Below are 26390 nucleotides of genomic sequence, written 5' to 3' on the forward strand. Positions count from 1 at the left end.
ACATTTCAAAGCTCCAGGTCGGTGCGTGGTTCATCGCTGTGCTCTCGGGGCTCGGGCGCATCTCGTGCGTTGCGGGGTACTGGGCGAGGCGACGACCGGTCGACCAACGTGACCGGTGCGTGGCGAGGACGCGGCTCATCAGGCCGCGACCGTGTTCTTCCGCGGACGGCCACGCGGCCGCTTCCGGGCGATCACAACTCCACGCTCAAAGATCTCGCCGCCCCAGACACCCCACGGCTCACGCCGCTCCAGCGCGCCCTGCAGGCACGCCTCGCGGAGCGGGCACTCCTGGCAGTGGGCCTTCGCCAGCTCCAGGTCTGCGGGGTTCTCCGCGAACCAGAGCTCCGGGTCCTCCCGCCGGCAGGGCAGCGCCTCGTCCGGGTCGATCACCCCGAAGTCCATCGGGGCCAGATCGATTGCCGTCATGACCGGATCTCCTCTTCCGTCGTGCTTTGTCACTCGGTGGTTGATGCGAGCCGGGCCGGTCAGCCCCACCCGCCTTGACGGGGACAAACAAAAAGGCCGTGGATCCCGGTGAGTGGGATCCACGGCCTCGAGGAGTGCCGCCGGTCGTCTAGACCGGTGTACCTCGAGGCGGAGATCCCGCTCGACCGTCGACGCGCGTGACGTCGGCGCTCAGCTGGGTAGCGAAGGTGATGCCATTGCCGAGGGACTCGACCGTGGCTGCCTGGAGGACGGACTTCTCCCCCGAGACCTGGATCGTGTGCTGCGCGGCGCACACCTCATGCGCATACGCAGGCGCGCCGCTCGGCGCGGTCCGCTTCCGAGCTGCCGACGGAGCGACCGTCATGGCTTTGCCGGCCCACGGGCCGTCTGCCATACGCCACGAGGGCGCCACGGACGGCACGAGCCGCAACGACGGCATGGAGGCAGCCGACAGCTCGGAAACCAAGTACGTGATCACTACGGCCACCTCCCTCGGTGCGTGCGAAATGCCCTACCGAACCAAGACACACTCGTCCTGGTGCGAGCGCCGGTTCCCCGGCGCAAAGGCAGGTTAAGCCCGGGCCGGGTCCCGGGCCAACACATTTAACGGCCAGACGTCGACAGTTGTCTGCCACCGGACAGTTGCGGCGGCGCGCCACGGCCGACACGCCGACAAAACGGACGCTGGGCCGAAAAATCAGGCCAGTTCGGTCGGCTCCACGAGCGATGCCGGATCGGCGCCGGCGACCAGCGCCAACAGCGCCTCGCCGTAGAGCGTCAGCTTCCGCGGCCCGACGCCGGCGATCTCGGCCAGTTGCGCCTCGCTGCTCGGCTGCAACTCCGCGACCGCGGTCAGCGTCGCGTCGGTGAAGACGACGTACGGGGGCAGCTTCTGCTCCTTGGCCAGCGCGCCCCGCCACGTCCGCAGACGCTCGAAGAGTTCCTCGTCGTAATTGGCCGGGCAGGAACCGCAGCGGCGCAGCTTGCGATGCGTCGGATCGAACAGCGCGACACCGCAGATGCGGCAGGTCGGCAACGACCGGCTCGCCGACCGGCCGGCGGGCTTGGGCGCCGGCGCTACCGCGGTGCCCGGGACGCCCGCGGGCAGCGAACCCGCGGGCAGGAACCGGCACGGACGCCTACTTCCCCGCCCGCCCGGTGAGCGAGCCGCCGCCCACGACAGCCAGACGTGCTCCCGCGCGCGCGTGACGCCGACGTAGAGCAGCCGGCGCTCCTCCTCCAACTGCGCGGGCGTCTTCGCGAACGAGATCGGCAGCGTGCCCTCGGCCAGGCCGACCAGGAACACCGCGTCCCACTCCAGGCCCTTGGCCGCGTGCAGCGAGCCGAGCGTGACGCCCTCGACCGTCGGCACGTGCTGCGCGGCCGCGCGGGCAGCCAACTCGTCGACGAACCGGGGCAGGCCGACCGCGGCCTCCGCCGAGAACGGGTCGGCCGCGACCTGCTCCTCCGCGAGCCGGAGCAGCGCCGCGAGCGCCTCCCACCGTTCCCGAGCCGCGCCACCGGCCGGCGGCTTGTCCGGACGCCAGTCCAGCCCCGACAAGGCGCCGGTCACCGCGTCGACCATCGACCCGGGCAGACCGTCGGCGGCGTCCGACTCGGCCGCTCGGGCCGCACCCCGCAGCAGCATCATCGCCTCGCGGACCTCCGGGCGCTCGAAGAAGCGCTCGCCGCCACGGACGACGTACGGGACCCCGGCGTCAGCCAGCGCCTGCTCGTACGTCTCGGACTGGGCGTTGGTGCGGAACAGCACCGCGATCTCGGCCGCGGACACCCCGGACCGCAGCAGCTCCTTGCAGCGCGTGGCGACCGCGGACGCCTCGGCCGGCTCGTCGGGGTAGTGCGAGACCCGCGGCTTGGGCCCCGGCGGACGCTGGCCGACGAGTTGCAGGCGGACCGAAGCCTCGACGCCCTGGCCGGCCGCGATCACCTCGTTGGCGAGGGAGACGACCTGCGGCGTCGAGCGGTAGTCGCGCTCCAGCCGGATCACGACCGCACCATGGTGGCGGCGCGGGAAGTCGATCAGGTAGCGGGCGTTGGCGCCGGTGAACGAGTAGATGGTCTGGCTGGCGTCGCCGACGACGGTCAGGTCGTCGCGACCGCCGCACCATGCCTCCAGCAGCCGCTGCTGCAGCGGGTTGACGTCCTGGTACTCGTCGACGACGAAGTGCCGGTACTGGGCGCGGATCTGGTCACCGACGTCGCGGTGGTCCTCGATCGCCCAGATCGTCGCGCGGAGCAGGTCCTCGAAGTCGATGACACCCATCCGGCGCTTGAGCTGCTCGTACCCGGCGTAGACCGCGGCGACCTGGTCGACGGGCAGCGGCGTCTCACGGGACGCCTCGCCGGCGGCCACGGGGTACCCGTCGGGCTCGACCATCGCCGACTTGGCCCACTCGATCTCGGAGGTGAGGTCGCGGACGCCGGTGCGGTCGAGCTTCACGTGCTCTCGCGCCGCCGCCTGGCCCACCACCCGGGCCTTGGTCTCCAGCAGCTCCGGCATCGCCCGGCCGTCGAACACGCGCGGGGCGAAGTACCGGAGCTGCCGCAGCGCCGCCGCGTGGAACGTCCGCGCCTGGACGCCTGCCACGCCGAGCGCCCGCAGCCGTCCGCGCATCTCGCCGGCCGCCCGCGCGGTGAACGTCACGGCCAGGACGTGGTTGGGCGCCGTGGCCTGGGTCAGCACTCCGTGGGCGATGCGATGGGTGATCGCCCTCGTCTTGCCGGTTCCGGCCCCGGCCAGGATGCAGACCGGGCCGCGTGGGGCGAGGACCGCTGCCCGTTGCTCGTCGTCCAGACCGGCCAGCACCGCATCGGGGCCGACGAGGCGGCTGGGGGGGCTGTCGACGGACGCGGCGGGGGTGACGGTCACCCATCGATACTGCCCTACGTTCGGATGCGGGAAGGCTCCGTCCCCAGGCGGTGTTACGCCACCGGCGGCTCAGCAGAGGAAGGACGCTCGAATGAATGCTTCGACTCCGTCGGCGGTCTCGACCCTGACGATGTACTCGACCACGTGGTGCGGCTACTGCCGTCGGCTCAAGAGCCAGTTCGCCCGGGAGGGCATCGAGTACACCGAGGTCGACATCGAGCAGGACCCGCAGGCCGCCGAGTTCGTGATGAGCGTCAACGGCGGCAACCAGACGGTGCCGACCGTGCGGTTCCCCGACGGGTCAGCGCTGACGAACCCGAGCATCGCCGACGTCCGGGCCAAGCTCGGCCGGTGAGCCGGTAGCCGGCGGTTCGTCGTCCGGTGACGGGGTGGGCGGCAGCGCCCACCCCATCGCCCGGCTCGCCGACATCGCGCCGGGCACGGTGCCCGCGGCGGCGAGCGACACGGCGTCGGGGCGAGAAGGCTCGCCGCGGCTGGTCAGAACGAGGTAGACGACCGCCAGCAGCGTGCCCCCCGCCATGACGCCGAGCAGCAACCGGTAGTCGAGCATCGACACCAGCAGCGCGCCCAGCGCCACCGAGATCGTCTGCGGAATGCCGATCACCAGGTAGGCCGCGGTCGTCACCCGGCCGATCAGTGCCCCGCTCGTGCTGCGCTGCAAGCTCGTGATGAACCCGACGAGCACCAGCGGCAGCCCGAATCCGGCGAGCATGATGCCGATCACGACCACCGGCAGCCAGATCGCGATCATCACCACGGCGCCGACCGAGAACGTCGCCAGCCCGACGATCACGGTCCGCACCTCGCCGGCCGTTCGGATCAACCGGGTCGCAGCGAACCCGCCGAGCACCGCGCCGACCCCCTGCACTGCCACGACGACGCCGACGAACTCCGGCGGGCGCCGCAGCCACTCGACGATCGCGAACACCACGGACTCGGCGATGCCGACGACGAGCAACGCCAGTGCCAGCGCGACCGTGACGTGCAACAGCGGCCGGGCGCGCCAGAGGAACCGCAGCCCGGCGGCCAGCTCGCCGCGGATCGACTGCCGCCGGACGGTGCGCACGGGTTCGTCGACCGACAGCGCCCCCAGCGCGATCGCGGCGCCGACGAACGTCAGGCCGTCCAGCAGAGCGACGCCCGCGCCGCCGACCAGTGCGTAGAGGGCGGCCCCGGTCAGCGGGGCGACCAGGCGCAGCGCCTCCTTCACGGTCTGCAGCACCGCGTTCGCCTCGCCCAGCGCGCTCTCCGGCAGCATGGTCTTGAGCAGCGCGTTCAATGCCGCGAGGTGCAGGACGAGAAGCGTGCCGAACAGCGTCGCGACCGCGTAGATCACCCAGACGTGCTCGCGCGAGCGCACCGCCAGCAGCGGCAGTACCGACAGCGCCGAGCAAAGGTTCGTGACGACCAGGAACGGCCGGCGCCGGACGTGGTCGACGACCCACCCGCCGAGCGGACCGATCAGCGACGGCAACGCGACGAAGACCAGCGTGAGCCCGGCCGCACCGTTGCTGCCGGTCAGCTCCTTCACCCAGATCGCCAGGACCAGCAGCAGCGCCGAGTCACCGAACATCGACAGCGCCTGACCGGCGAAGAGTAATCGGAAGTCGGTTCTCCGTAACAGCGCGGCGAGCCCCATCGTCACCCCCGGTCGTGGTGGCGAACCGGTCAGCCACGACCGCCCACGGATGGAACATAGCCGTCAGAACGGACTCGTTCAACGCTTTCGGGACGATCAGCGTCGGATACGGCACCGGTGGCCGTGGCGGTGGCCTCGCCGCGGGGTACGTTCGACCAGGTGAGTGAGCTGACCGATCATCCGGTGCCGGTGTCGCCGGAGGCCCTCTCGGACCTCCTCGCCGAAACGTGTCTGGCCGCGGTCGGCGGGACCGGCTCGGGGCGCCTGCGCGTGGCGCTCGACGGCGCCGACGCGGCCGAACCCGGGCGGCTGGCCGACCGGCTGGTCGAACCGTTACGGGCCGGTGGAGTGGCTGCGGTCCGGGTGAGCGCCGGGGATTTCCTGCGGCCCGCGTCGCTGCGGTGGGAGTTCGGGAAGACCGATCCGGACTCGTTCTACTCCAGCTGGCTCGATACCGGAGCGCTCACCCGCGAGGTACTCACCCCGTGGGCGGAGGGCGGGCGGTACCTGCCCGCGTTCTGGGACGCGGGCACCGACCGCTCAGCGCGTGCGGACTACCGGCCGGTGCCGCCGCGCGCTGTCCTGTTGGTCGACGGGCCGCTCCTGCTCGGCCACGGTCTGCCGTTCGACCTGTCCGTGCACGTGCGCCTGTCCCCCGGCGCGCTCCGCCGCCGTACCCCGGCCGACGAGGCGTGGACGCTACCGGCGTTCGTCCGCTACGAGGAGGAGGTCGCCCCCGGCGCCATCGCCGACGTGGTCGTCCGAGCGGACGACCCCCGCCACCCAGCGGTTATCGTCCGCGGCTGACGCCGCGAACCTCAGCGCCGGATCAGCGAACCCGCGAGCACGCCGCCCATCACCAGCGTGGCCGCGACGGCCCAGATGACCGCGACCCGCGTCGCGGTACCGGCCCGGTGCACGACGCCCTGGTCGGGGTCGCTCAACCGGGCCGCGGTCGACTTCGTGGACGACGTCGCCGAGGCGGTCGGCCAGCTGAACACGGCGGTCTGAACGCCGGGCGACTTCCGGCCGGGCTCGGGGGCCGGTGACTCCTGGGTCGGGCGGACGACGACCGCGGCACCGACGACATCGCGCGTCTCGGCCATCGCGGTCCCCGCGGTGCCTCCGACCACCACCGCGGTCATCAGCGCACCGGCGGCGATCCGCCGCCCCACCACACTGCTCTGCATAACTCAGTCCTCCGCTGGCCGTGAAATGGCCGCCCCGACGAGAGAGGGGGCTCACCGGGGCGGCCTCACTTGCACAGAGCAGCGGCCGACCCCGGTGATACAGCGGGTCCGGAAATTCCGACGCGAAACTTCAGACGCGCTCGTCGCGCCAGGCGGTCAGCAGTTCGTGCGCGATCGAGAGCGGCGGCGGGACGATCGGCGCCGGTCCCGGCCCGCGTCCCCGCAGCTCACCCCGCGTGAACCAGCGCGCGTCGGCGAGCTCGATCTCCTCGATGACGACCGGCTGGTCGGAGTCGGCGATCGCGTAGAAGCCGAGCATCAGCGAGGCCGGGAGCGGCCAGGCCTGGCTCGCGAGGTACCGGACTTCCCGAATCCGGACCCCGGTCTCCTCCGCGACCTCCCGGAACACCGCGGCTTCTGCCGATTCGCCCGGCTCCACGAACCCGGCGACGCACGAGTAGCGCCCCTCCGGCCAGGTCAGCCCCCTGGTGAGCAGGCATCGGCCCTCGTCGCCGGGGACGCCGTCGTGGGTCAGCACGATGATCGCCGGGTTGGTACGCGGGTAGACGACCTCCGAGCCGTCGACGGCCTCGGCCTCCCAGCCGCCTGCCCGCCACCCGAGGCGCGTTCCGGTCCGCGGTCCGTACCGGTAGTCGCGGTGCCAGTTGGCCAGCCCGACGGCCTCGGTGAGCAGCGCCGACTCCAGCGGGGACAGCTGGGCGCCGACCTCACGCAGGCTCGCCGGCCGCTGTCCTTCGGCGAGGACGTCGGGGAGGGCGGTGAGCAGCGCGAAGTACGGCACGTCGCCGTCCTCGGCGAGGAACAGCCGCTCGTCGTCGGAGACCGCGGCCGCCGGATCCTCGGCCGCGAACCAGACCAGCCTCGGCGACTCGGGCGCCCCCTCGACCACGGCCCGTCCCCGGTCGTCCAACAGCAGGACCCGGGCCCGCTTCCACGCCTCGTCCAGCCAGGCGGCGTCCAGCCGGTGGTGGGCGGCCCGGTCGGGCATCGCCCGGCCGAGCGCGAGCCGACGCCAGACCGGCACCGGAGCCGCGGGATCGGCCGATCCGTCCGGCTCCGCGCTCGTCGACCACGTCGCGGTCCGCTCGCGGTCGAGCGGAACGCCTTCCGAACCTTCCGAGCCGGCCGACCCGGGTGCCACGGGCGCCGTCACGATCGGTCGACCGGCCCGAGCGCCCCCAGCGGACCGGAGACCGCCTCGGCGTCACCGAGCACCACGGTCACGCCGCCGGACGGTGCGAGGTAGCCGGCGGCCGCGGCTGCGACCTCCTCCAGCGTCACCTTCGCGAGCCGGATCGGGTGCTCGGCCAGCCAGTTCAGGTCCAGCCCCGTCCCGGCCAGCGCGATCAGCATCCCGGCCAGACCGGCCTGCGACGAGACCGAGAGGGCGAGCGTCCCGATCGCGTACTGGCGAGCCTGCTCCAGTTCCTCCGCGGTCGGCGGCAGCGTGGCGATCCGGCCCAGCTCGTACTCGATCTCCAGCAGGGCCGGCGCGGTGACCTCGGTCGCGACGTCGGCGCTGACCAGCGTCACCGACCCGGCGGCCGAGTGGTCGACGCTGGAGTGCGGTGAGTACGTGTAGCCCTTGTCCTCGCGGATGTTCTCGACCAGCCGGGACGAGAAGTAGCCACCGAAGACGAGGTTCGCGAGCTGGAACGCCGCGTAGTCGGCGTGCGCGCGGGGCAGTGCGGGCAGCGCGAGCCGCAGCGACGACTGCACCGAGCCCGGCCGGTGGACGAGCAGGAGCGGGCCGGCCGTCAGCGGCGGCACCGGCGGGGTGCGGTGTGCGACGCCGGTCGGCGACCAGCCGCCCAGCGTCCGCTCGACCAGGTCGAGCGTCGCGTCCGGATCGATGTTGCCGACGAGCACCAGCACGCTGCCGACTGGCAGGACCCGCTCGGCGTGCAACGCCCGCACGGCCGGGGACTCGATCGCCCGGACCTGCTCGGGCTCCGGCGTCTCGATCGAGTACGGGTGGCTGTCGTAGATGCGCCGCAGCAGCGCGCGCCGGACCGCCTGCGCGGGCTGGGAGAACGCGATCTGGATCCGGTCGGCGAGCCGCTCGCGCTCGGTGCCCACCTCGCGCTCGGGGTAGGTCGCCGAGGTCAGGACCTCGTTGAGGATCTCCAGCAGCCGGCCGAGCCCGTCGGACAGCGTGTTCCCGGAGATCACCAAACGGTCGGGATCGACGCCGACCGACAGGCCGCCGCCGATCTTCTGCAGCTCGGCGGCCAGCTCGACGTTGGTGTGCGCCTCCGTGCCGGAGAGCACGGTGTTGGCGAGCACCGCGGCGACCGACACGTCGTTCTCCGCCGCCGAACCGGCGAACGGGATCCGCAGCCGGATCTCGACGAGCGGCACCGTGCCGCGGCGGACGGCGACGACCTTCAGGCCGGTCGAGAGCGTGCGCTCGGCGACCTCGGGCTCGGGCAGCGCCCGAGGTTCCTCCAGCGCCGGGACGGTACGGCGAGGGGCGGCGTGCTGTGGGCTCACTGGGCGCTCCCCGGGACCAGTTCGAGTACGGCGCGACGGGCCGGACGCAGCGTCTGCGCGGCGGCGACGACCTGCTCGGCGGTCACCTCGGCCAACAGGTGCGGCAGGTCGTTGATCAGCTCCGCGCGGCCACGCTGCTGCTCGAGCACCGCGATGCTGAGCGTGCGGCCGAGCACGGCGTCGACTTCTCTGAGCAGGTGGGCAGCGAGGCGCGCCTGCACCCGGGACAGTTCACCCGGCGCCAGGCCCGAACCGGCCAGCCGTTCGATTTCCTGATCGATCGCGGTGATCACCTTGTCGGTCTCCACCGTCGGCGGGTAGTGCGCCTGCAGTAGCAGCGCGGTGGGGTCCCGGACGTCGAACGGGTCACCCATGAAACCCAGGTAGCCCGAGACGCTGGTCGCGATCGCGTCGTTCAGCACCAGCCGCTCCTGCAACCGGGACGCGTCGCCGTCGGTGAGCACCTCGGCCAGCACGACGTACGGCAGGTACGCCGCGAGGTCGTTGACCGGGTCGGGCACCCGCCAAGCCATCGCCACGGCGGGCAGCGGCGCCATCGCGTCGTGGTGGACGGCCCGCCGCTCGGACGTCAGGTCGGGCTCGGCGAACGACGGCCGTACCGGCACCGGACGCTCCGCGACGTCACCGAAGTGCCGCTCGATCAGCGCGGTGGCTCCGGCGACGTCCAGGTCACCGCCGACGGCGAGCACGGCGTTTCCGGGCGCGTAGTACGTCGAGAAGAAGCTCTGTGCGTCCTCGACCGTCGCGGACTCGAGGTCTTCGAACGAGCCGTAACCGTCGTGGGAGTTCGCGAACGTGTCGAACATGACCGGCGGCAGCAGCAGCCACGGGAAGCCGCCGTAGGGCCGGTTCTTGACGTTGACCCGGATCTCTTCCTTCACCACCGCGATCTGGTTCGCGAGGTTCTCCGCGGTCAGCTCCGGACGTCGCATCCGGTCGGCCTCGAGGAAGAGCGCGCGCTCGAGCGCGTTGCTGGGCAGCGTCTCGTAGTAGTCGGTGTAGTCGAGGTGGGTGCTGCCGTTGAAAACGCCACCGGACGCCTGCACGTACCGGAAGTGGGCGAGTTTCTCCAGGTTCTCCGACCCCTGGAACATGAGGTGCTCGAACAGGTGCGCGAAGCCGGTGCGGCCCTGTGGCTCGGAGCGGATTCCGACGTCGTAGACGACGCCGACCGCGATCACCGGTGCGGATCGATCGGGTGTGAGGACGACGCGGAGTCCGTTGGGCAGCGTGAACCGCTCGACCGGGAAGCCGGTGGCGGGAATCATGACCGGCGCGCCGGCAGAGGTGGGTGCAGACACGCCCCCGACCCTAGCTGCCTCACAGGCTCACCGACTGCGACGGCGGGCTCCACGACGGAAACGGCACACTCGTGACCGAAGGGCGTTCCGGGCATCGGGTCGGCTACTGCTCATCCGAACCGACTCGGAACGCCGAGACACCGAACGTTTGGCCTGGCCAACCACCTTGCCGCCGAATATTCCTCGGAACTGTCCCGTCGTACGGTGGCTAAATCGATGCAGAGCGCTCACCTCGGCGAACCCCGCACATGGCCGCGCGCCCAGCCGTACCGTGTGCCACATCACACTCTGTTCCGGCGTCCGCCCGCCGGTCAACGCGGGAACCACCGCACGCCGCGGCGGGCCGCCGGGGGGCGAAGGAGCGACGCAGCATGACCGTCACCGTGGACACCGGGCACCGCTCGATCGGCCAGTTATTCCTCGCCCAGGTGGCGAAGAACCCCAGCGGGCGCGCGTTCGCCGGCCCGTCGCCGATCACCACCGCCGCGCCGGGGACCATCGGAACGACCACCCTGACCTGGCAGGAGACCGCCGACCAGGTCAGCGCGCTGGCGGCCGGCCTGGTCGAACTCGGCGTGCAGCCAGGTGACCGGATCGGGATCGCTTCCGGCACCAGGGTCGAGTGGATCCTCGCCGACCTCGCGATCATGTGCGCCGGTGGTGCGACCACCACGATCTACCCCACCACCGAGGCCGGGGACGCGGCGTTCATCCTCGCCGACTCCGGCAGCTCGATCCTGTTCGCCGAGGACGCGGCGCAGCTGGCCAAGTTCCGTGCGAAGGCCGCCGACCTGCCCGACCTCCGGGCGATCGTCGTCTTCGACGGCACCGACATCGACCGGGAAGCCAGCGGCCCGGAGGTCCTCACGCTCGCCGAGCTGCACGAGCGCGGGAGCGAGCGGCTGGCAGGTGAGCCCTCGCTGATCGAACAGCGGGTCGCGGGCATCGGCCCCGACGACCTGGCGACGCTGATCTACACGTCCGGCACCACCGGCCGGCCGAAGGGCGTCCGGCTGGTGCACGCGAACTGGATCTGGGAGTCGAACGCGCAGGCCAAGCTCGGCATCATCGAGGACAACGACCTGCAGTACCTCTGGCTGCCGATGGCGCACTCGTTCGGCAAGGTGCTGCTCTGCGCCCAGCTGACGCTCGGCTTCGAGAGCTACGTCGACGGGCGGGTCGACAAGATCATCGAGACCCTGCCGGTCGTGAAGCCGACCACGATGGCCGGCGTGCCCCGGATCTACGAGAAGGTCTACAACCGCGTTCGCACGATGGCCCAGGACAAGGGCGGCGCGACCTGGAAGATCTTCAACTGGGCACTCGGCGTCGGCCGCGAGGTCGTGGCGCTGCGCGAGCAGGGCAAGGAGCCGTCCGGCCTGCTCGCGGTGAAGTACGCGGTCGCGACGAAGCTCGTCTTCAGCAAGCTCCAGGAGCGCTTCGGTGGCCGGATGCGCGGAATGATCTCCGGCGCGGCGCCGCTCTCCCGCGAGGTCGCCGAGTTCTTCCACGCGGCAGGCGTCCCGATCTACGAGGGCTACGGCCTCACCGAGACGACCGCCGGTGCGTTCGTCAACCTGCCGGAGAAGTTCAAGCTGGGCACGGTCGGGCTCCCGCTGGGTGACCTCGAGGTGAAGATCGCCGAGGACGGCGAGATCCTGCTGCGCGGCGGCAACGTGATGCGCGGCTACCACCACCTGCCCGAGGAGACCGAGAAGGTGCTCTCCGACGACGGCTGGTTCCACACCGGCGACATCGGCGAGCTCGACGACGGCTTCCTGCGCATCACCGACCGCAAGAAGGACCTGGTCAAGACGTCCGGCGGCAAGTACATCGCGCCGTCGTACATCGAGGGGCTGTTCAAGACGATCGTCCCGCAGGTGAGCCAGGTGATCGTGCATACGCGGAACTACTGCACGATGCTGATCACGGTGGACCCGGACGAGATCAAGACCTGGGCGCAGGGCGCCGGCCTGGAGTCGCTGTCGGTGCCGGAGCTGGCCGGCCACCCGCAACTGCGGGCGCACGTCCAGGCCGGGATCGATCAGCTGAACGGGCAGCTCAACCGCTGGGAGACGATCAAGGGGTTCGTGATCCTGCCGCACGACCTGTCGGTCGACAACGGTGAGATCACGCCGTCGCTCAAGGTCCGCCGCAAGTTCGTCGAGGAGAAGTACTCCAAGGAACTCGACGCTCTCTACGCGGGGTCGTCCGCCGACTGACCTGAAGCCCGCCCAGAGCGTCGTTCTGGGCGGGCCGCCCACTCACGCGGGCTGAATGCTCGCGATGATCTTGTCGATCTCGACGTTGTACTGCTTGTGGGTGTCCGGGATCGAGATGTAGAGCACCGCGGCATCGGGGCGGCCCACGTCCACCAGCACCACCGCCACCTGCTCGCCCCGCGCCTGGAGTCCGGCCGCCTCGAACGTCAGGTGGAACGTCGACACCCATGCCGGGCGCCCGCCGACCACGACCTGCTCGTCGCGGGTCTGTTCCTTGATGTTCGGCTGCGGGTAGTAGGCGCGCCGGACGTCCTCGGCGACCTGACGGCCCGCGCAGGGCAGGTTCAGCGAAAGGCTGTCGCCGACGGTCGCGGGGACCTTGCCGGAGAGCACCGAGGCCAGGTAGTCGCCGCCGGAGTACTGCTCGGTCACGAAGTAGTAGCCGGTGCTGAAGTCGACGCCGAGGGTTCCCTGTCCCCACGAGCCCTGGTCCCAGAGCTTCCAGGGGTTGTCGAGCCGGAGATAGGAGATGCCGGAGTCGCGGTCGGTGATGCGCGGCCCGTCGACCGGCGTGGCCTCCTCGCCGCCCGGTGGCGGGTTCTCCGAGGCAGGGGGGCACAGCTGGGCGAGCGGCGGCTTCGACGGCCCGGGGTCGTCGCCCGCGATCGGGCCGAACAGCGGCGTCTGCTCGCTGCGGAAGAAGCCGGTGGCGGAGATCGCCAGCACGACGACGAGCCCGACGGCCAGGACGACGCCCGCGGCGACGAGCCAGCGCGCCACGGCCGGCTTTCCCGGCCGACCCGGCTCACCAGGCCCACCGGGGCGGCCAGGCCCACCGGGGCCGCCGGGCTTGCCCGGCCCACCGGGTCCGATCGTCCCTGGCGTGCGGCCGGGATACGCCGGCGCCCCACCGGACCACGAGCCACCCCCGGCCGCGCCGGGAACGCCGGCGCCGGAAACGCCGCTACCGGGCGTCCCGCTACCGGGAACGCCACCGCCGGGCGTCCCGCTACCGCGGACGCCACCGCTGGATGCCCCACCGCCGGATGCCCCGCTGCCGGGGGCCCCGGTGCCGGGCGCACCGCTACCGGGAGCTGCGGCGCCGGGCGCGGGCGGTAGCCAGGTCACCGCGGGCTCGCCGGAACCGGCGGACGGCCGTGCCCACGGGCTGTCTGCGGCACCCCCCGCCGGCGCTCCGGGCGTCGTCATTCGTCACCGCTCCCACGCATCGATCCGGCCCGGGCGCGGCGTCGCGCGTCTTCAGTCAGCGGTCCGATACCAGTCCGCGCCGGAGACGTCCCGGGTCGCGGCGATGAAACTTCTGACGCTCACGCCGCGCTCGACGCCCCCATCCTCCCTCACGGACTCCACCCGGTCACGTGCACCGGAGATGTCTGGTACGCGCCAGGGTGTCAGCGCTACCAGCGCCGCCACCACCAGGCCCGTGGCAGCGCTGAGCACCACCGTCGACCACCCGGCAGCTTGAGCTCGCCGGTACAAGCGCATCCTCGACACCTCCCGGTCGGTCCCGGACGACGCCGGGCCGGAGTAAAACTCCCTCACGCGGTAGGACGTTCCGCGAGGGCGGTCGGTTGCATGACAGCGCTAGTCTGCGCTCCCCGCGGTCGGGAATCTGTCAGCGGGCCAACGCACCAATGTCGCGATTCGGTCACTAAGCACCCAAGATCGAGACTCCCGGCGCCGGGAGTGATTTAGATCCTAAGGTTGCCCACGACGTATCCAGATATCTGGTGCCCACCGAGGTGAGCGATGTCGACCCCTCCCGTCCGCCGTCGAGCGTTCCGTTCGCTGGCTTTGTCGGTCCTCGCCGCCGGCCTGGTCGCGGCGCTCCCCCTAGCCGGCGCCGCACCCGGTGGCACCGCCGATCCGGCGGCCGACGCCTGGACCCCGCTGACGCCGGTCACGGTCGCGTACTCGGAAGCGGTTCCGCAGTCCCAGCGCGCCACCGGCCAGCTGCTGTCGTTCAACGACTTCCACGGCGCGATCGACCCGCCGACCGGCAGCGGTGGTCTGGTCAACGGCGTCCCGGCGGGTGGGTCGGAGTATCTGGCCACGACCGTGCGGAAGCTCCGGAGGGAAGCCGGACGCACCCCGACGATCACGGTCGGCGCGGGTGACATGGTCGGCGCCTCACCGCTGGTCTCGGCCGCGTTCCACGACGAACCCGCGATCGAGGCACTGTCGACGCTCGGCCTGGAGATCAACGCGGTCGGCAACCACGAGTTCGACGAAGGTGTCACCGAACTCAAGCGCCTGCAGTACGGCGGGTGCCACCCGACCGACGGCTGCCAGGACGGGGACGGCTTCGCGGGTGCGAAGTTCCGCTTCCTCGCCGCGAACGTCGTGGACAAGACGACGAAGAAGCCGATCTTCCCCGCCTACACGATCCGTACGGTCGGCGGCGTCAAGGTCGGGTTCGTCGGCATGACGCTCAAGGGAACCCCGAGCATCGTCAACCCGACCGGGATCACCAGTGTGGACTTCCTGGACGAGGCCGAGACCGCGAACAAGTACGCCGCCGAGTTGAAGAAGCGCGGTGTCAAAGCCATGGTGCTGCTGATCCACCAGGGCGGCAGCCAGACCGGGTCCACTCCCGACCCGTCGGGCTGCGCGAGCTTCGCCGGTGACATCACGCCGATCGTCGCGAAGATCGACCCCGCGTACGGCGTCGTCGTCTCCGGCCACACGCACCGGTTCTACAGCTGCGCGCTGCCCAACTCCTCCGGGAAGACCTCGGTGGTCACCAGCGCGGGCACGAACGGCGTGCTGGTCACCGACATCGACGCGACGTTCGACAAGCGGTCCGGAACGTTCGCCACGGTGTCCGCGCGCAACGTGATCGCGGAGAACGGCGTCAGGAACCCGGACGGCACCTGGAAGACCGACGCCAGCGGCGCGTTCGTGCGGGATCCGGCGAAGGCGGACCCCGCGGTGAAGCGGGTCGCCGACAAGTACCGCGCCGCGGTCGCACCGATCGCGAACGAGGTGATCGGGTCGATCACCGCGGACATTACGAACGCGAACAACGCGGCCGGTGAGAGCGCGCTCGGCGACGTGATCGCGGACGCCCAGCTGCGGTACACGGCGACCAGCGCGAGCGCCCAGATCGCGCTGATGAACCCGGGCGGTATCCGGGCGTCGCTGCTCTTCGCGAACTCGCCCGGTGGTGAGCCGCCGGGCCAGGTGACGTACGGCGAGGCGTTCACCGTCCAGCCGTTCAACAACCTGGTCGTGACGCAGACGCTCACCGGGCAGCAGCTCAAGGACGTACTCGAGCAGCAGTTCGTCGGGTTCGACGGGCAGACCACGCAGCGGATCCTGCAGGTCTCGGCCGGGTTCACGTACTCGTACAACGCGGCGGCCGCCGCCGGTTCCCGGGTCAGCGCGATGACGCTGAACGGGACGCCGATCGACCTGGCCACCACGTACCGGGTGACGACGAACGACTTCCTCGCGAACGGCGGCGACGGCTTCACGAACCTCACCGAGGGCACGGCCAGGGCGACGGCGCCCGGCTTCGACATCGACGCGCTCACCGCGTACCTCGGCGCCGGCGCCCCGATCGCCCCCGGCCCGCAGAACCGCATCACGAAACTAGGCTGAGGCATGCCGATCGCGCGGTTTCGGGACTTGTGTCTGGACGCCCAGGAGGGGGAAGCCGAGGGGCTGAGTCGCTTCTGGGCGGACGTGCTCGGAACGGTCACCTCCCCGGCCAACGGGAGCGGGTTTCGCGTCGAGGCGCGGCCCGGGGCGTCCAGGGCGACCCAGCTCTGGGTCAACGTCGTCCCGGAACCGCGGGTCGGCAAGTCCCGCGTCCACCTCGACCTCCGGCTTCCGGAGCCCGATCCGTCCCCGCTGCTGGCACTCGGCGCCCGGATCGTCACCGAGCCGGGTGTCGACCGGTGGTGGGTTCTCGCGGACCCGGACGGCAACCTGTTCTGCGTGTTTCCCCCCGAGGGTGCTCCACCGCCGGTCGGCGTGCCGGCCGCACCGTTCGAGCTGGTCGTCGACTGCCGGGACGGCCTGGTCCTGGCGACGTGGTGGGCGGCGCAGCTCGGCGGCGAGGTGAAGGAGCCCGCGCACAAGGAGTTCGCCTGGATCGAGGGCGCGGCGGGCTTTCCCTGGGAGGCCTGGGTGTTCGGCCCGGTACCCGAGCCCAAGAGCGTGAAGAACCGACTGCACTGGGACGTCACGCTCGACGAGCCCGACCCCGCACCGCTGGTCGCCGCCGGGGCGACGCTGCTCCGCTCACCGGACGACGACATCCGGTGGTGGATCCTGACCGATCCGGAGGGCAACGAATTCTGCGCGTTCCCGCCCGAGTAGGTACTGTCGGGTACCACGCGCCCCTGCCGGGAGGTACCGCCCCATGCCCCAGGACGAACTGACGCTCGAGCAGTGGAGTTCCGGGAGTTTGACGTTCGACGTCCGGGTGAGCGGTCCGCACGACGGTGAGCCGGTGGTGCTGCTGCACGGTTTCCCGCAGAACTCCGGCGAATGGGACGCCGTCAGCCGGCGGCTGAACGAGGCCGGCTACCGCACGTACGCGCCCGACCAGCGGGGCTACTCCCCCGGCGCTCGTCCGCAGGGCGTCGACGCGTACCGGATGGACCACCTCGTGGCGGACGTCGTCTCGCTGCTGGACTCACGGGACCTGGAGTCGGCGCACATCGTCGGCCACGACTGGGGCGCCGCAGTGGCGTGGCACCTCACCGGGCGGCATCCCGATCGCGTGCGCACGCTGACCGCGCTCTCGGTGCCGCACCCGCACGCGCTGATCAACGCCCTGCGCGACGACCCCGACCAGCGCAAGAAGTCGACGTACATGCTGTTCTTCCGACGCCGCTGGGTGTCCGAACGAGCGCTGCTCACGTTCGACGGCCGGTTGCTGCGGCGGTCGTTCGACGGCTCGGGGCTGTCCCGGGCGGACGTCGACCGGTACGTCCGGCCGCTGAAGGAACGCGGCGCGCTGACCGGAGCCTTGAACTGGTACCGGGCAATGTCCGGCCGGGAGTCCGCGGAGGCGGCCCCGGTCCGCGTCCCGACCACGTACGTCTGGAGCGACGGCGATCTCGCGCTCGGCCGCGCCGCGGCGGAGGCGTGCGGCACGTTCGTCGAGAGCGACTACACGTACGTCGAGCTGACCGGCCTGAGCCACTGGCTCCCCGACCAGGCCCCCGAGCGCATCGCCGAGATCATCCTGGCGCGCGTCCGCGGCTGAACTCCGCTCGGGCCCCGGCGAGGCGGTAGCGGGGATCGCGCACCATATTGCCCATAATGCGCGTTATGGGCGTGCGAATGCTGTCGGTCCGAGCCGCCGGGGCGATCGGCGTGCTCGTCGCCGCGCTCGGCGCCGGGGCCGCGCCCCCCGCCGACGGCGCGCCGACCCCGAAGCCGGAGCGGCAGCTCTCGCGGGAGAAGACCGACCGGGTGTTCGTCGTCCTCGTCGAGTTCGGCGACGAACGCCACCCCGATTTCCCCGACCGCGACACCCACCGCGGCACCCCCGGACCGGTGACGTTCGACGGCCCGCGCCACAACCGGATCCCGTCCCCGGACCGAAGGAGGGACAACACGACGATCTGGCAGCCGGACTACAGCCCGGACCACTACCGGCAGCTCTACTTCGGCCCCGGCGAATCGCTCCGGACCTACTTCGAGGCCCAGTCCTCCGGGCGGTACAGCCTGACCGGCCAGGTCACCGACTGGGTTCGCGTCCGCTACAACCAGGCCCGCTACGGACGCTCGAACGGCGCACCGTGCCGTCGGAGCGTCTGCGCGAACACCTGGGAGCTGGTCCGCGACGCGCTCGACCAGTGGGTCGCCGACCAGCACCGCCGGGGGCGCACCGACGCGCAGATCCGCGCCGACCTCGACGCGTACGACCGCTGGGACCGGTACGACCACGACCACGACGGTGACGTCGACGAGCCCGACGGGTACGTCGACCACGTCCAGCTCATCCACGCCGGGGCCGACCAGGCCGACCAGGATCCCCGCTACGGCGAGGACGCGATCTGGTCGCACCGCTGGAAGGCCTACATGAACCAGGAGGACAAGGCCGGCCCGGCGCACAACAAGGACGGCGGTACCCAGATCGGCGAGACCGGCCTCTGGGTCGCCGACTACACGACCCAGCCGGAGAACGGCGGCCTCAGCGTGGTCGCGCACGAGTACGCGCACGACCTCGGACTGCCCGACGCCTACGACCTCGACGGCGGCGACAGCCCGATGGAGTGGTGGTCGCCGATGTCGCAGAGCCGGCTCTCGCGCCCCGGTGAGGGCAGCGGCACCCGGCTGGCCGACCTCGGCGCCTGGGAGAAACTGCGGCTCGGTTGGCTGGACTACGAGATCGTGGTCCCCGGTGCTGCCCGCCGGTTCACGCTGGGCCCAGCGCAGTACACCACCGCCGATCCGCAGGCGCTCCTCGTCGTCCTGCCGAGAAAGCGGGTGACGACGACGCTGCCGAAACCACCGCAGGGTCTCCACAGCTGGTGGAGCAGCGCCGCGGACGACCTCGACACCACGCTCGCCCGGCGGCTCCGGCTACCGGCCGGACCGGCGACGCTGACGTTCCGCGCGCACTGGGAGATCGAGGACTGTGAGGCCGATCCGTGCGACTACGCGTACGTCGAGGTGGACGACGGCAGCGGCTGGCGGGCGATCGCCGGTTCGATCACGAACGCCGCCGAGGACCACGGCATCGACGGCGTGAGCAAGGGCTGGAAACCCGCGACGTTCGACCTGTCCCGGTACGCCGGCCGTTCGATCGGGTTGCGGTTCCGGTACGAGACCGACGCGGCGAGCGGGGGTCAAGGCCTTCTGGTGGACGACGTCCGGGTCACCGCGGGCGGGCGGGCACTCGTCGCGGAGGGGGCGGAGGACGGTGGTGCGGGCGGGTGGACGGCGTCCGGCGGGTTCGTGCGGGTCACCGACCGGCACGTGGCAGACCGCGACCACTACTACCTCGCCGCGTACCGCACCGCGCGCTCGTACGACCGCTACCTGCAGCAGGGCCCGTACAACTTCGGCTGGCTCGACACCCGACCGGACTGGGTCGAGCGGTTCTCCTACGAGGAGGGCCTGCTCGTCACGTACTGGGACACATCCCAGCGGGACAACAACACCAGCGCGCACCCCGGGGCCGGGCGCAACCTGGTCATCGACGCCCACCCGCGGCCGCTGTACCGGATCGACGGGCAGCCGTGGCGGACCCGCGTCCAGCTCTACGACGCTCCGTTCTCGCCACGCCGCCCGCGCTCGTTCACGCTGCACGTCGGCGGTCGGGCGTCCTACGTCCGGGGGCAGCAGCCGGAGCCGGTCTTCGACGACGCTCGGCAGTACTGGTTTCCGGAGACCCCGGTGTCCGGCGTGAAGGTGCCGAAGGCCGGGGTTCGCCTCGATGTGGTGGCCGAGCACGGCGACCGCGTCACCGTGCAGGTCTCCCGGCGGACGCGGACGCCGTCCCCGTCCCCGTCGTCGGCTGGGCCCCCGTCTGGGGCTCCGTCGGCTGGGCCCCCGTCGGCTGTTGTCTCGGCAGTTCCGTGATCAGCGCGTGCAGCCCGGTGGCGTCGAGCAGGTCGACCGGCCGGACGGTGTGCACCGCGCGGACGTAGTGGAACGCCGCGCTCACGTCCTCCACCGGGCAGTCGGCCAGTGCTGCCAAGGCCAGCCGGTACGCGGCCAGCTGCACCTCGGCGGCGGCCGCGGCCGGCCCGGTCGGTGGCCGCCCGGTCTTCCAGTCGACGACCTCCCAGCCACTCGTGGTGCGGAACACCGCGTCGATCCGGCCACGCAGGACCACGTCGCCCAGCCGCGTCGCGAACGGCACCTCGACGTGCTGCGGCACCCGATCGGCCCATTCGCTGCGCAGGAACGCCTCCTGCAGCGCGGGCAGGTCGTCGTCCGGCGACTCACCGGCGTCGGCGGCGCCCGGCATCTCGTCCAGGTCGAGCAGGCGATCGGCGCCGAAGCGTCGCTCCAGCCAGGCATGGAACGCGGTGCCCCGCCGCGCCAGCGGCGCCGGGGGCGTCGGCACCGGACGCCGCAGCTGCCGGGCCAGCTCGTCCCGGTCGCGCCGCAGCAGCACCAGCTGGGAGACGGTCAGCTGGGACGGCAGCGGGACCGCGACCTTGTCGTCGACTGCCCCGGACGCCGCCCGCTCGGCCAGCAGCATCTCGGCTTCCTCGGCCCACGCCTCACCGGCCTCGCGTTCGGCCTCGGTCTCCTCGCTGCTCCCGGCGGCCACCACCAGCGCGGCGGCCTCCTCGACCTCGTCCCGGCGCGCGCCGAGCGGGTCGAACGGCCAGAGCGCGACCCGGCCCGCGGCCAGCAGCGGGTTCTCCGTTCCCAGCTCCGGCTCGTCGGTCCAGACGTCGACCGTGCCCCCGCCGCGCCGGCAGTGTTCGTGGACCTCGTGCAGGAACGGGGACGGGCCCCGGGGCTCGACCCCGGCGTCCCACCACGCACCGGAGCAGAGCAGCACGTGCCGCGCCCTGGTCACCGCCACGTAGGCCAGCCGCCGCTCGTCGGCCAGCGCCCTGGCCCTCCACGCGTCGCCGAACCGCGCCAGCGCGGCCTTCGCGTCGCTCTGGTCGTCCACCCCGGTCAGGACGAGCGACGGCAGGTCGCCGGCGTCACCGCGGAGCTCGAACGGAAGCACGCCGAGCCCACGGCTCCACGTGTCGGACATCTTCGCGGTGCCGGGGAACACCCCGCCGGAGAGCCCTGGCACCGCCACCACGTCCCACTCCAGGCCCTTAGCGGCGTGCACGGTCAGCACCTGCACCGCACCGGGCCGCACGTCGACCTGGCCGGGTGCGAGCCCGCGCTCGCGCTCGTCCGCCGCGCTCAGGTACGCGAGGAACGCGCTCAGCGTCGGTGTCTCGGCCGCCTCCGCGAAGTCGGCCGCGACGTCGGCGAACGCGTCCAGGTGCGCGCGAGCCAGGGACGCCGTCCCCGGCGCTGCGGCGTCCAGGGTGCGGCTCCCGACCTCGATGTCCAGGCCGATTCGCCGCTCGGCCTCGGCGACCAGATCGGGCACCGGCTGGTTGACGCGGAGCCGCAGCGACCGCAGCTCGGCGGCGAACCGGCTCAGACGGTCGTACCCGGTCGGCGAGTACGCCTCGGCCGGGCCCAGGTCGTCGAGCGCCTCGATGATGCTGCGCTCCTCGGCCTTCTCGATCGGCCCCGCGTCGAAAGTCGGCTCAGTCTCCCCCGGACCACCGGCGGCCTGCACCAACTCTCGGGCGCGCCGCCCCAAGGCGTCCAGATCGCGTGGACCCAGCCGCCACCGCGCACCGGACAGCAACCGGATCAGCGCGCCGCCCGCCGTCGGGTCGATCAGGACGTTCAGCGTCGCGACCAGGTCGCGGACCTCGGGAGTGGCCAGCAGACCACCGAGTCCGACGACCTCGACCGGCAGGCCGGCCGTGCGCAGCGCGTCGGCCAGCCGCTCGAACTGGTTCCGGGTACGTGCGAGTACGGCGACGGTCGGCGGGTTCTCCCCGCCGGCCCGCCAGCGCGCGGCGATGTGCGACGCGATCCAGACCGCTTCGTCGCCGACGGTCTCGTGCAGCGCGCAGAGCACTTCGCCCGGCTCCGTGCGGTGGGGCGCGGCCTGCAGCTCGGGAACCGGCGTCCCGGCGACCGCGTCGGCCACCCAGGCCCGCGTGCCGCCGGGAGTGCCCCGCAGCGGGGCGGACAGCGCGTTGGCGAGTTCGAGGATCCGCGGCCCGTTGCGCCAGCTGGTGGTGAGCGGCAGCACCGGGGTGTCCCCCCGATTCCGCGGGAAGTGCTCGGGAAAGCGGGTCAGGTTGCCCGCGCTGGCGCCGCGCCAGGCGTAGATCGACTGGCAGGGGTCACCGACCGCGGTGACCGGGTGGCCGCCGCCGAACAGCGAGCGCAGCAGCACCAGCTGGGCGTGGCTGGTGTCCTGGTACTCGTCGAGTAAGACGACCCGGTACCGGGCTCGCTCGACCCTGCCGACCTCGGGATGGTTGCTCGCGACGCGGGCCGCACGGGAGACCTGGTCGGCGAAGTCCATCACCTCGTCCCGGCGCTTGCGGTGGTCGTACTCCTCGACCAGCGGCAGCAGCTGGAGCCGGGCGCGCTGGACGTCGAGGACCTTCTTCAGCTCGGGCGCGAGGTCGTTGCGCTGGCGGGGGCCCTTCGGCAGGCCGGTGATCCGGCTGACGAACGCCTCGGTCCAGCTGACCAGCTCGTCGGTGGTGCGGAGGTGCTCGGCCAGCTGCCCGGCGAGGTCGAGGACGGCGGTCGAGACGGTCGGCGGCGTCCAGTCGACGTAGGACATGTCGCCGTCGTAGATCTGCACCGAGCCGCTGGCGAGCTGCCAGGTGCGGGCGTCGGTGAGCAGCCGTGCGGACGGTTCGAACCCGGCGCGGAGGCCGTGCTCGGCGACCACCCTGGCGGCGTACGCGTTGTACGTGGCCACCGTCGGGTCCCCCACTTGAACGCCGCCCTGCATCACGTTCCGCAGCTGCCCGAGCCGTTGCCGCACCCGGTTGGCCAGCTCGGCCGCGGCCTTCCGGGTGAACGTGAGGCCGAGGACCTCCTCGGGCCGGACCAGGCCGTTCGCCACGAGCCAGACCACCCGGGCCGACATCGTCTCGGTCTTCCCGGAGCCTGCGCCCGCCACGACCAGCACCGGGGCGAGCGGCGCTTCGATCACCGCGATCTGCTCGTCGGTGGGGCGGGGAAGGTCGAGCCGCTCGGCGATGTCCAGTGCCGAGAACGACCCGGCGGGCCAACCATCGGTCACTCGTCGGTCACCTGCCCCGAGACGATCGGGCAGGACGCGGAGACCGCGCACATCCGGCAGTAGTTGTTCTGGGTCGCCTCGAAGACGCTGCCCGCCATGCCGTCGGCGACGTCGCGCACCAACCGCTCGGCCCAGTTGCGTCGGGGCGGCTCCTGCACCTGCTCGCTGGCCCGGCGGGTCGGCATCCCGATGTGGACCAGCGACGCGCCGCCGGACTCGGTGCCGTGTTCTCCGAATGCGCCCTGCTCGACCGCGAGCTGGTAGACGCCCAGCTGCGGGTGGGTGGGGATGTTCTCCGCCGACGGCTTGCTCTGCCCGGTCTTCAGGTCGACGACGACCAGCCGGCCCTCCTCGTCGCGCTCCAGCCGGTCGACCCGGCCCCGCACGGTCGCCCGACCCACGTCGACCGAGAACTCACGTTCGACCGCGACCAGCTGACGCGGGTTCTTCGCCAGCCAGTCGGCCAGCCGCTCGACCATCTGGTTGGCGCGTTCGTGCTGCTTGCGCCCGTACCAGCCGGTGAGGTCGACGCGGCGCCACCGCTCGTTCAGCCGGTCGGAGAGCGCGCGCAGGTCGGGGACGGCCTGCTCGGCCGTGACCTCGGCGGCGACGTCGTGCACGACCGTGCCGATGCCCTGCGCGGTGCTGGTCGTGCCGCCGCCACTGGTCTCCAGCAGCCAGCGCAGCGCACAGGTCTGGAACGCCTCGACCCGCGACGGCGAGACCGCGACCATCTCGTCCGGGCCGCGCAGCGCCGCGGCGTCGGACAGCGCCGCGAAGCCCCACCACTCGGCCGGGTCGGCGCCCGGCACCCCCTCGTCGGCGAGCCGGGCCAGCCTGCGGGCCGCCGCGCGCCGCCGCACCGGGTCACCTTCCCGGTCGAGCACGGCCCGGCGCAGCTCGGCGACCAGCGCCGGGAGCGTGAGCTGACGCGGGACGACGGCCTGCGGGCGGCCGCCGTCGGATTCGCGCGGCGTCAGCGGCTGCTCCGGCGGGTCGATCTCGTCCAGGAAGCGGGACGCCTGCTCGGCGTCCTCGCCGTCGACCGTGTCGACCGCGGTCACCAGCAGCGCCCGGCGCGCCCTGGTGACCGCCACGTAGAACAGCCTGCGCTCCTCGTCGAGCAGCGCGGAGAGGTGACCGGTGAGCTGCGGCGGGCGGCCGGCGACCAGGTCGACGAGCTCCTCCGACCCGAGCACGGTGCCGCGCGGCCGCAGGTCCGGCCAGAGCCCTTCCTGGACGCCGGCGACCGCGACGACGTCCCACTCCAGCCCCTTGGCGGCGTGGGCGGTGAGGATCCGCACCACCTCGCTGCGCTGGCCGGTGGGCGCGATCGAGTCGGCCGGGATCCGCAGGTGCTCCAGGTAGTCGACGAACATCGTCGGGGTGGCGCCGGGCAGCCCGTCCACAAACTTGGCTGCCTGGTCGAACAGGGCCACGGCGGCGTCCAGCGCGGCGTCGGCGTCGGCGCCCTCCGCCCCGCCGCGGAGGCTCTCGTCCTCCCAGCGTGGCCCGAGGCCGGACGTCTCCCAGGCGGCCCAGAGCACGCTCTCCGGGGAGGCGCCCGGCGCCGCCGCGGCGTCTCGGATCGCCTGCAGCACCGCCGCGACCCGCCGGGCCGGGCGGCCCCACTCCGCGTCCACCGGGATCAGGTCGCGGGAGTCGGCGAGCGCCTCGGGAAGCAGCTCGGCGGATGACCGGGTGTCACCACCGGCGGAGGCGACCAGCCGCAGCTGCTGCCGGAGCCGGCGCAGGCTCAGCGCGTCGGCGTCGCCCAGCGGGGAGGTGAGCAGGCCGACCGCGGCCGCGTCGTCCAGCCGCTCCGGGTGCAGCGCGACGCCGAGCGCCTTGACGATCGGGGCCACCCCGCGCTGCTGGGCCAGCGGCAGCTCGTCGGTGTCGATCTCGACCGGGACACCGGCCTGCACGAGGCCGCGCCGGAGCGTCCCGGCCGACCGCGGGGCCGACCGAACCAGGACCGCCATCCGGGACCACGGCACGCCGTCGATCAAGTGCGCCCGGCGCAGCCGGTGAGCGACGTACGCGGCCTCCTGGGTCGCGCTGCGGACGACGACCACCTCGACGCCGTCGGCCAGGCTCGGTGGCGTCTCCGGGCCGAGGTGTGGGGTGCGCTGCTTTCGGCCGCCCCGCAGCCGGGTGCCGATGCGGTCGGCCGCCTCCTGCAACACCGGACCCGCCCGGTGTGCGGTGCCGAGCACGATCGTCGGCGCCGGTTCCCCGTCGGTGGTCGGGAAGTCGTCGACGAACGAGTGGACGCCGCCGGGGTCGGCGCCGCGGAACGAGAAGATCGACTGGTCGGGGTCGCCGGCCGCGACCAGGAAGCGGCCACCGTCGCAGAGCAGCCGCAGCAGCTCACGCTGCGCGGGATCGGTCTCCTGGTACTCGTCGACGAAGACGTAGCGGCGGGCACGGCGTTCCTGGTCGAGCAGCTCCGGGTCGTTGCGCAGCAGGCTGACCGCTTCCTGGATGATCAGCGCGCTGTCGTAGGCCACTCCCGACGCCGTGGTCTCGTTGTTCCGCAGCTCGAGGACGTCGAAGTACTGCTGGAGGAAGCGGGCGGCCGCGCGCCAGTCGTCCCGCGCTTGCTGTGTGCCCAGATCGTCCAGGCCGACCGGGTCGATGCCGCGCTCCAGCGTCCGGAGCATGAGGTCACGGAGTTCCGCGGCGAAGCCGCGTGGTGCCTGTAGTTGCTCGGGGTCAGGCCAGTGGACGCCGATGCCCTCGACGTCGCCCTCCAGCAGTTCCCGGATCAGCGCGTCCTGCTCCGGACCGGTGAGCAGGCGGGGCGCGCGCTCGCTGCGTAGCGCGGCGTCCCGGCGGAGGAGCCCCCAGGCGTACGAGTGGAACGTGCGCGCCAGCGGCTCGGTGGTGGTGCGGCCGAGCCGGGCGGTAATGCGCTCGCGCAGGCGGCCGGCTGCCTTGCGTCCGTAAGTGAGGACGAGGACCGACTCCGGGTCGGCACCCGCCTCGACACGGGCCACCACCGACTCGACGATCGTGGTCGTTTTTCCGGTGCCCGGCCCGGCCAGGACGAGGAGCGGGCCGGCGGCGTGGTCGGCCACCGCGCGCTGGTCGGTGTCGAGCGGGAAGCGCGGTGTGGTCTCGACCGGCGTCCGCACCAACCGGTAGCGGCTCTCGCCCCGGGGACGCGGGGGTGACGCGAGACCGGCGCGGGCGGGGAGCTGCTTCACCGCCGTGCCGCTCACCGGCTCTCTTTCACCCACCTTCGCATGAGACCACGCGAGCCCGACAAGAGTGGCCCCGCCCCACCGAGACGCCCAGATTTGGGGTATGTACGCGGCGTATACTCTCAGCGTATAGTC

17 protein-coding genes are annotated in these 26390 nt (G+C 72.3%); 7 read left to right on the forward strand and 10 right to left on the reverse strand.

The window, feature by feature from the left end:
- Positions 1 to 138: 138 nt before the first annotated feature.
- Positions 139 to 426, reverse strand: coding sequence for a WhiB family transcriptional regulator (locus BUB75_RS17980; protein WP_073258685.1), 288 nt, complete (start codon positions 424 to 426; stop codon positions 139 to 141).
- A gap of 718 nt (positions 427 to 1144) precedes the next feature.
- Positions 1145 to 3337: an ATP-dependent DNA helicase UvrD2 gene (locus BUB75_RS17990; RefSeq protein ID WP_073258689.1), complete on the reverse strand. Its 2193-nt coding sequence runs from the start codon at positions 3335 to 3337 to the stop codon at positions 1145 to 1147.
- Positions 3338 to 3428: 91 nt separating this feature from the next.
- Between BUB75_RS17990 and BUB75_RS17995 the strand changes: the two genes are divergently transcribed.
- A complete protein-coding gene (locus tag BUB75_RS17995; protein ID WP_073258691.1) occupies positions 3429 to 3692 on the forward strand; it encodes a mycoredoxin in 264 nt (87 codons plus the stop codon).
- On the opposite strand, the gene BUB75_RS18000 is transcribed toward BUB75_RS17995, so the two are convergent.
- Positions 3639 to 4997: an MFS transporter gene (locus BUB75_RS18000; RefSeq protein WP_073258693.1), complete on the reverse strand. Its 1359-nt coding sequence runs from the start codon at positions 4995 to 4997 to the stop codon at positions 3639 to 3641. The genes BUB75_RS17995 and BUB75_RS18000 overlap by 54 nt on opposite strands.
- 159 nt (positions 4998 to 5156) lie before the next feature.
- On the opposite strand from BUB75_RS18000, the gene BUB75_RS18005 reads away from it, so the two are divergent.
- A complete protein-coding gene (locus BUB75_RS18005; protein WP_143175278.1) occupies positions 5157 to 5804 on the forward strand; it encodes a nucleoside/nucleotide kinase family protein in 648 nt (215 codons plus the stop codon).
- A gap of 11 nt (positions 5805 to 5815) precedes the next feature.
- On the opposite strand, the gene BUB75_RS18010 is transcribed toward BUB75_RS18005, so the two are convergent.
- The 4 genes from BUB75_RS18010 to BUB75_RS18025 form a co-directional block, all read right to left on the reverse strand.
- Entirely contained in the window at positions 5816 to 6187 is a 372-nt protein-coding gene (locus tag BUB75_RS18010; RefSeq protein WP_073258695.1) for a hypothetical protein, read from the reverse strand.
- A gap of 130 nt (positions 6188 to 6317) precedes the next feature.
- Positions 6318 to 7361, reverse strand: coding sequence for an NAD(+) diphosphatase (nudC, locus tag BUB75_RS18015; RefSeq protein ID WP_178379905.1), 1044 nt, complete (start codon positions 7359 to 7361; stop codon positions 6318 to 6320).
- Complete coding sequence (locus BUB75_RS18020) at positions 7358 to 8701, reverse strand: M16 family metallopeptidase (RefSeq protein ID WP_073258697.1); 1344 nt, start codon at positions 8699 to 8701, stop codon at positions 7358 to 7360. Before BUB75_RS18020 ends, nudC begins: the two co-directional genes overlap by 4 nt.
- Positions 8698 to 9990 carry a M16 family metallopeptidase gene (locus BUB75_RS18025; protein ID WP_073258699.1) on the reverse strand — a complete coding sequence of 431 codons (1293 nt, stop codon included), beginning with the start codon at positions 9988 to 9990 and terminating at the stop codon, positions 8698 to 8700. Before BUB75_RS18025 ends, BUB75_RS18020 begins: the two co-directional genes overlap by 4 nt.
- Positions 9991 to 10394: 404 nt before the next feature.
- Between BUB75_RS18025 and BUB75_RS18030 the strand changes: the two genes are divergently transcribed.
- Positions 10395 to 12245: an AMP-dependent synthetase/ligase gene (locus BUB75_RS18030; RefSeq protein ID WP_073258701.1), complete on the forward strand. Its 1851-nt coding sequence runs from the start codon at positions 10395 to 10397 to the stop codon at positions 12243 to 12245.
- Between the two features lie 42 nt (positions 12246 to 12287).
- Here BUB75_RS18030 and BUB75_RS18035 read toward each other — a convergent pair whose 3' ends face one another.
- Positions 12288 to 13025, reverse strand: a complete 738-nt coding sequence (locus BUB75_RS18035) for a hypothetical protein (protein WP_073258703.1) — start codon at positions 13023 to 13025, stop codon at positions 12288 to 12290.
- A 990-nt stretch (positions 13026 to 14015) separates the two neighbouring features.
- On the opposite strand from BUB75_RS18035, the gene BUB75_RS18045 reads away from it, so the two are divergent.
- The 4 genes from BUB75_RS18045 to BUB75_RS18060 all read left to right on the forward strand — a co-directional run bounded on the left by BUB75_RS18045 (position 14016) and on the right by BUB75_RS18060 (position 19814).
- Entirely contained in the window at positions 14016 to 15869 is a 1854-nt protein-coding gene (locus BUB75_RS18045) for a bifunctional metallophosphatase/5'-nucleotidase (protein WP_073258708.1), read from the forward strand.
- Positions 15870 to 15872: 3 nt separating this feature from the next.
- Positions 15873 to 16592 (forward strand): VOC family protein, encoded by a 720-nt coding sequence (locus BUB75_RS45245; protein WP_073258710.1) that lies wholly within the window; start codon positions 15873 to 15875, stop codon positions 16590 to 16592.
- Between the two features lie 43 nt (positions 16593 to 16635).
- A complete protein-coding gene (locus tag BUB75_RS18055) occupies positions 16636 to 17487 on the forward strand; it encodes an alpha/beta fold hydrolase (RefSeq protein ID WP_073258712.1) in 852 nt (283 codons plus the stop codon).
- A 65-nt stretch (positions 17488 to 17552) separates the two neighbouring features.
- Positions 17553 to 19814 (forward strand): immune inhibitor A domain-containing protein, encoded by a 2262-nt coding sequence (locus BUB75_RS18060; protein WP_073258713.1) that lies wholly within the window; start codon positions 17553 to 17555, stop codon positions 19812 to 19814.
- Here BUB75_RS18060 and BUB75_RS18065 read toward each other — a convergent pair.
- Complete coding sequence (locus BUB75_RS18065) at positions 19696 to 23046, reverse strand: ATP-dependent helicase (protein WP_073258715.1); 3351 nt, start codon at positions 23044 to 23046, stop codon at positions 19696 to 19698. The genes BUB75_RS18060 and BUB75_RS18065 overlap by 119 nt on opposite strands.
- Positions 23043 to 26273: an ATP-dependent helicase gene (locus tag BUB75_RS18070; protein WP_218617604.1), complete on the reverse strand. Its 3231-nt coding sequence runs from the start codon at positions 26271 to 26273 to the stop codon at positions 23043 to 23045. The genes BUB75_RS18065 and BUB75_RS18070 overlap by 4 nt, the downstream gene beginning before the upstream one ends.
- Positions 26274 to 26390 lie beyond the last annotated feature (117 nt).

The organism is Cryptosporangium aurantiacum (assembly GCF_900143005.1).
Taxonomy (GTDB): domain Bacteria; phylum Actinomycetota; class Actinomycetes; order Mycobacteriales; family Cryptosporangiaceae; genus Cryptosporangium; species Cryptosporangium aurantiacum.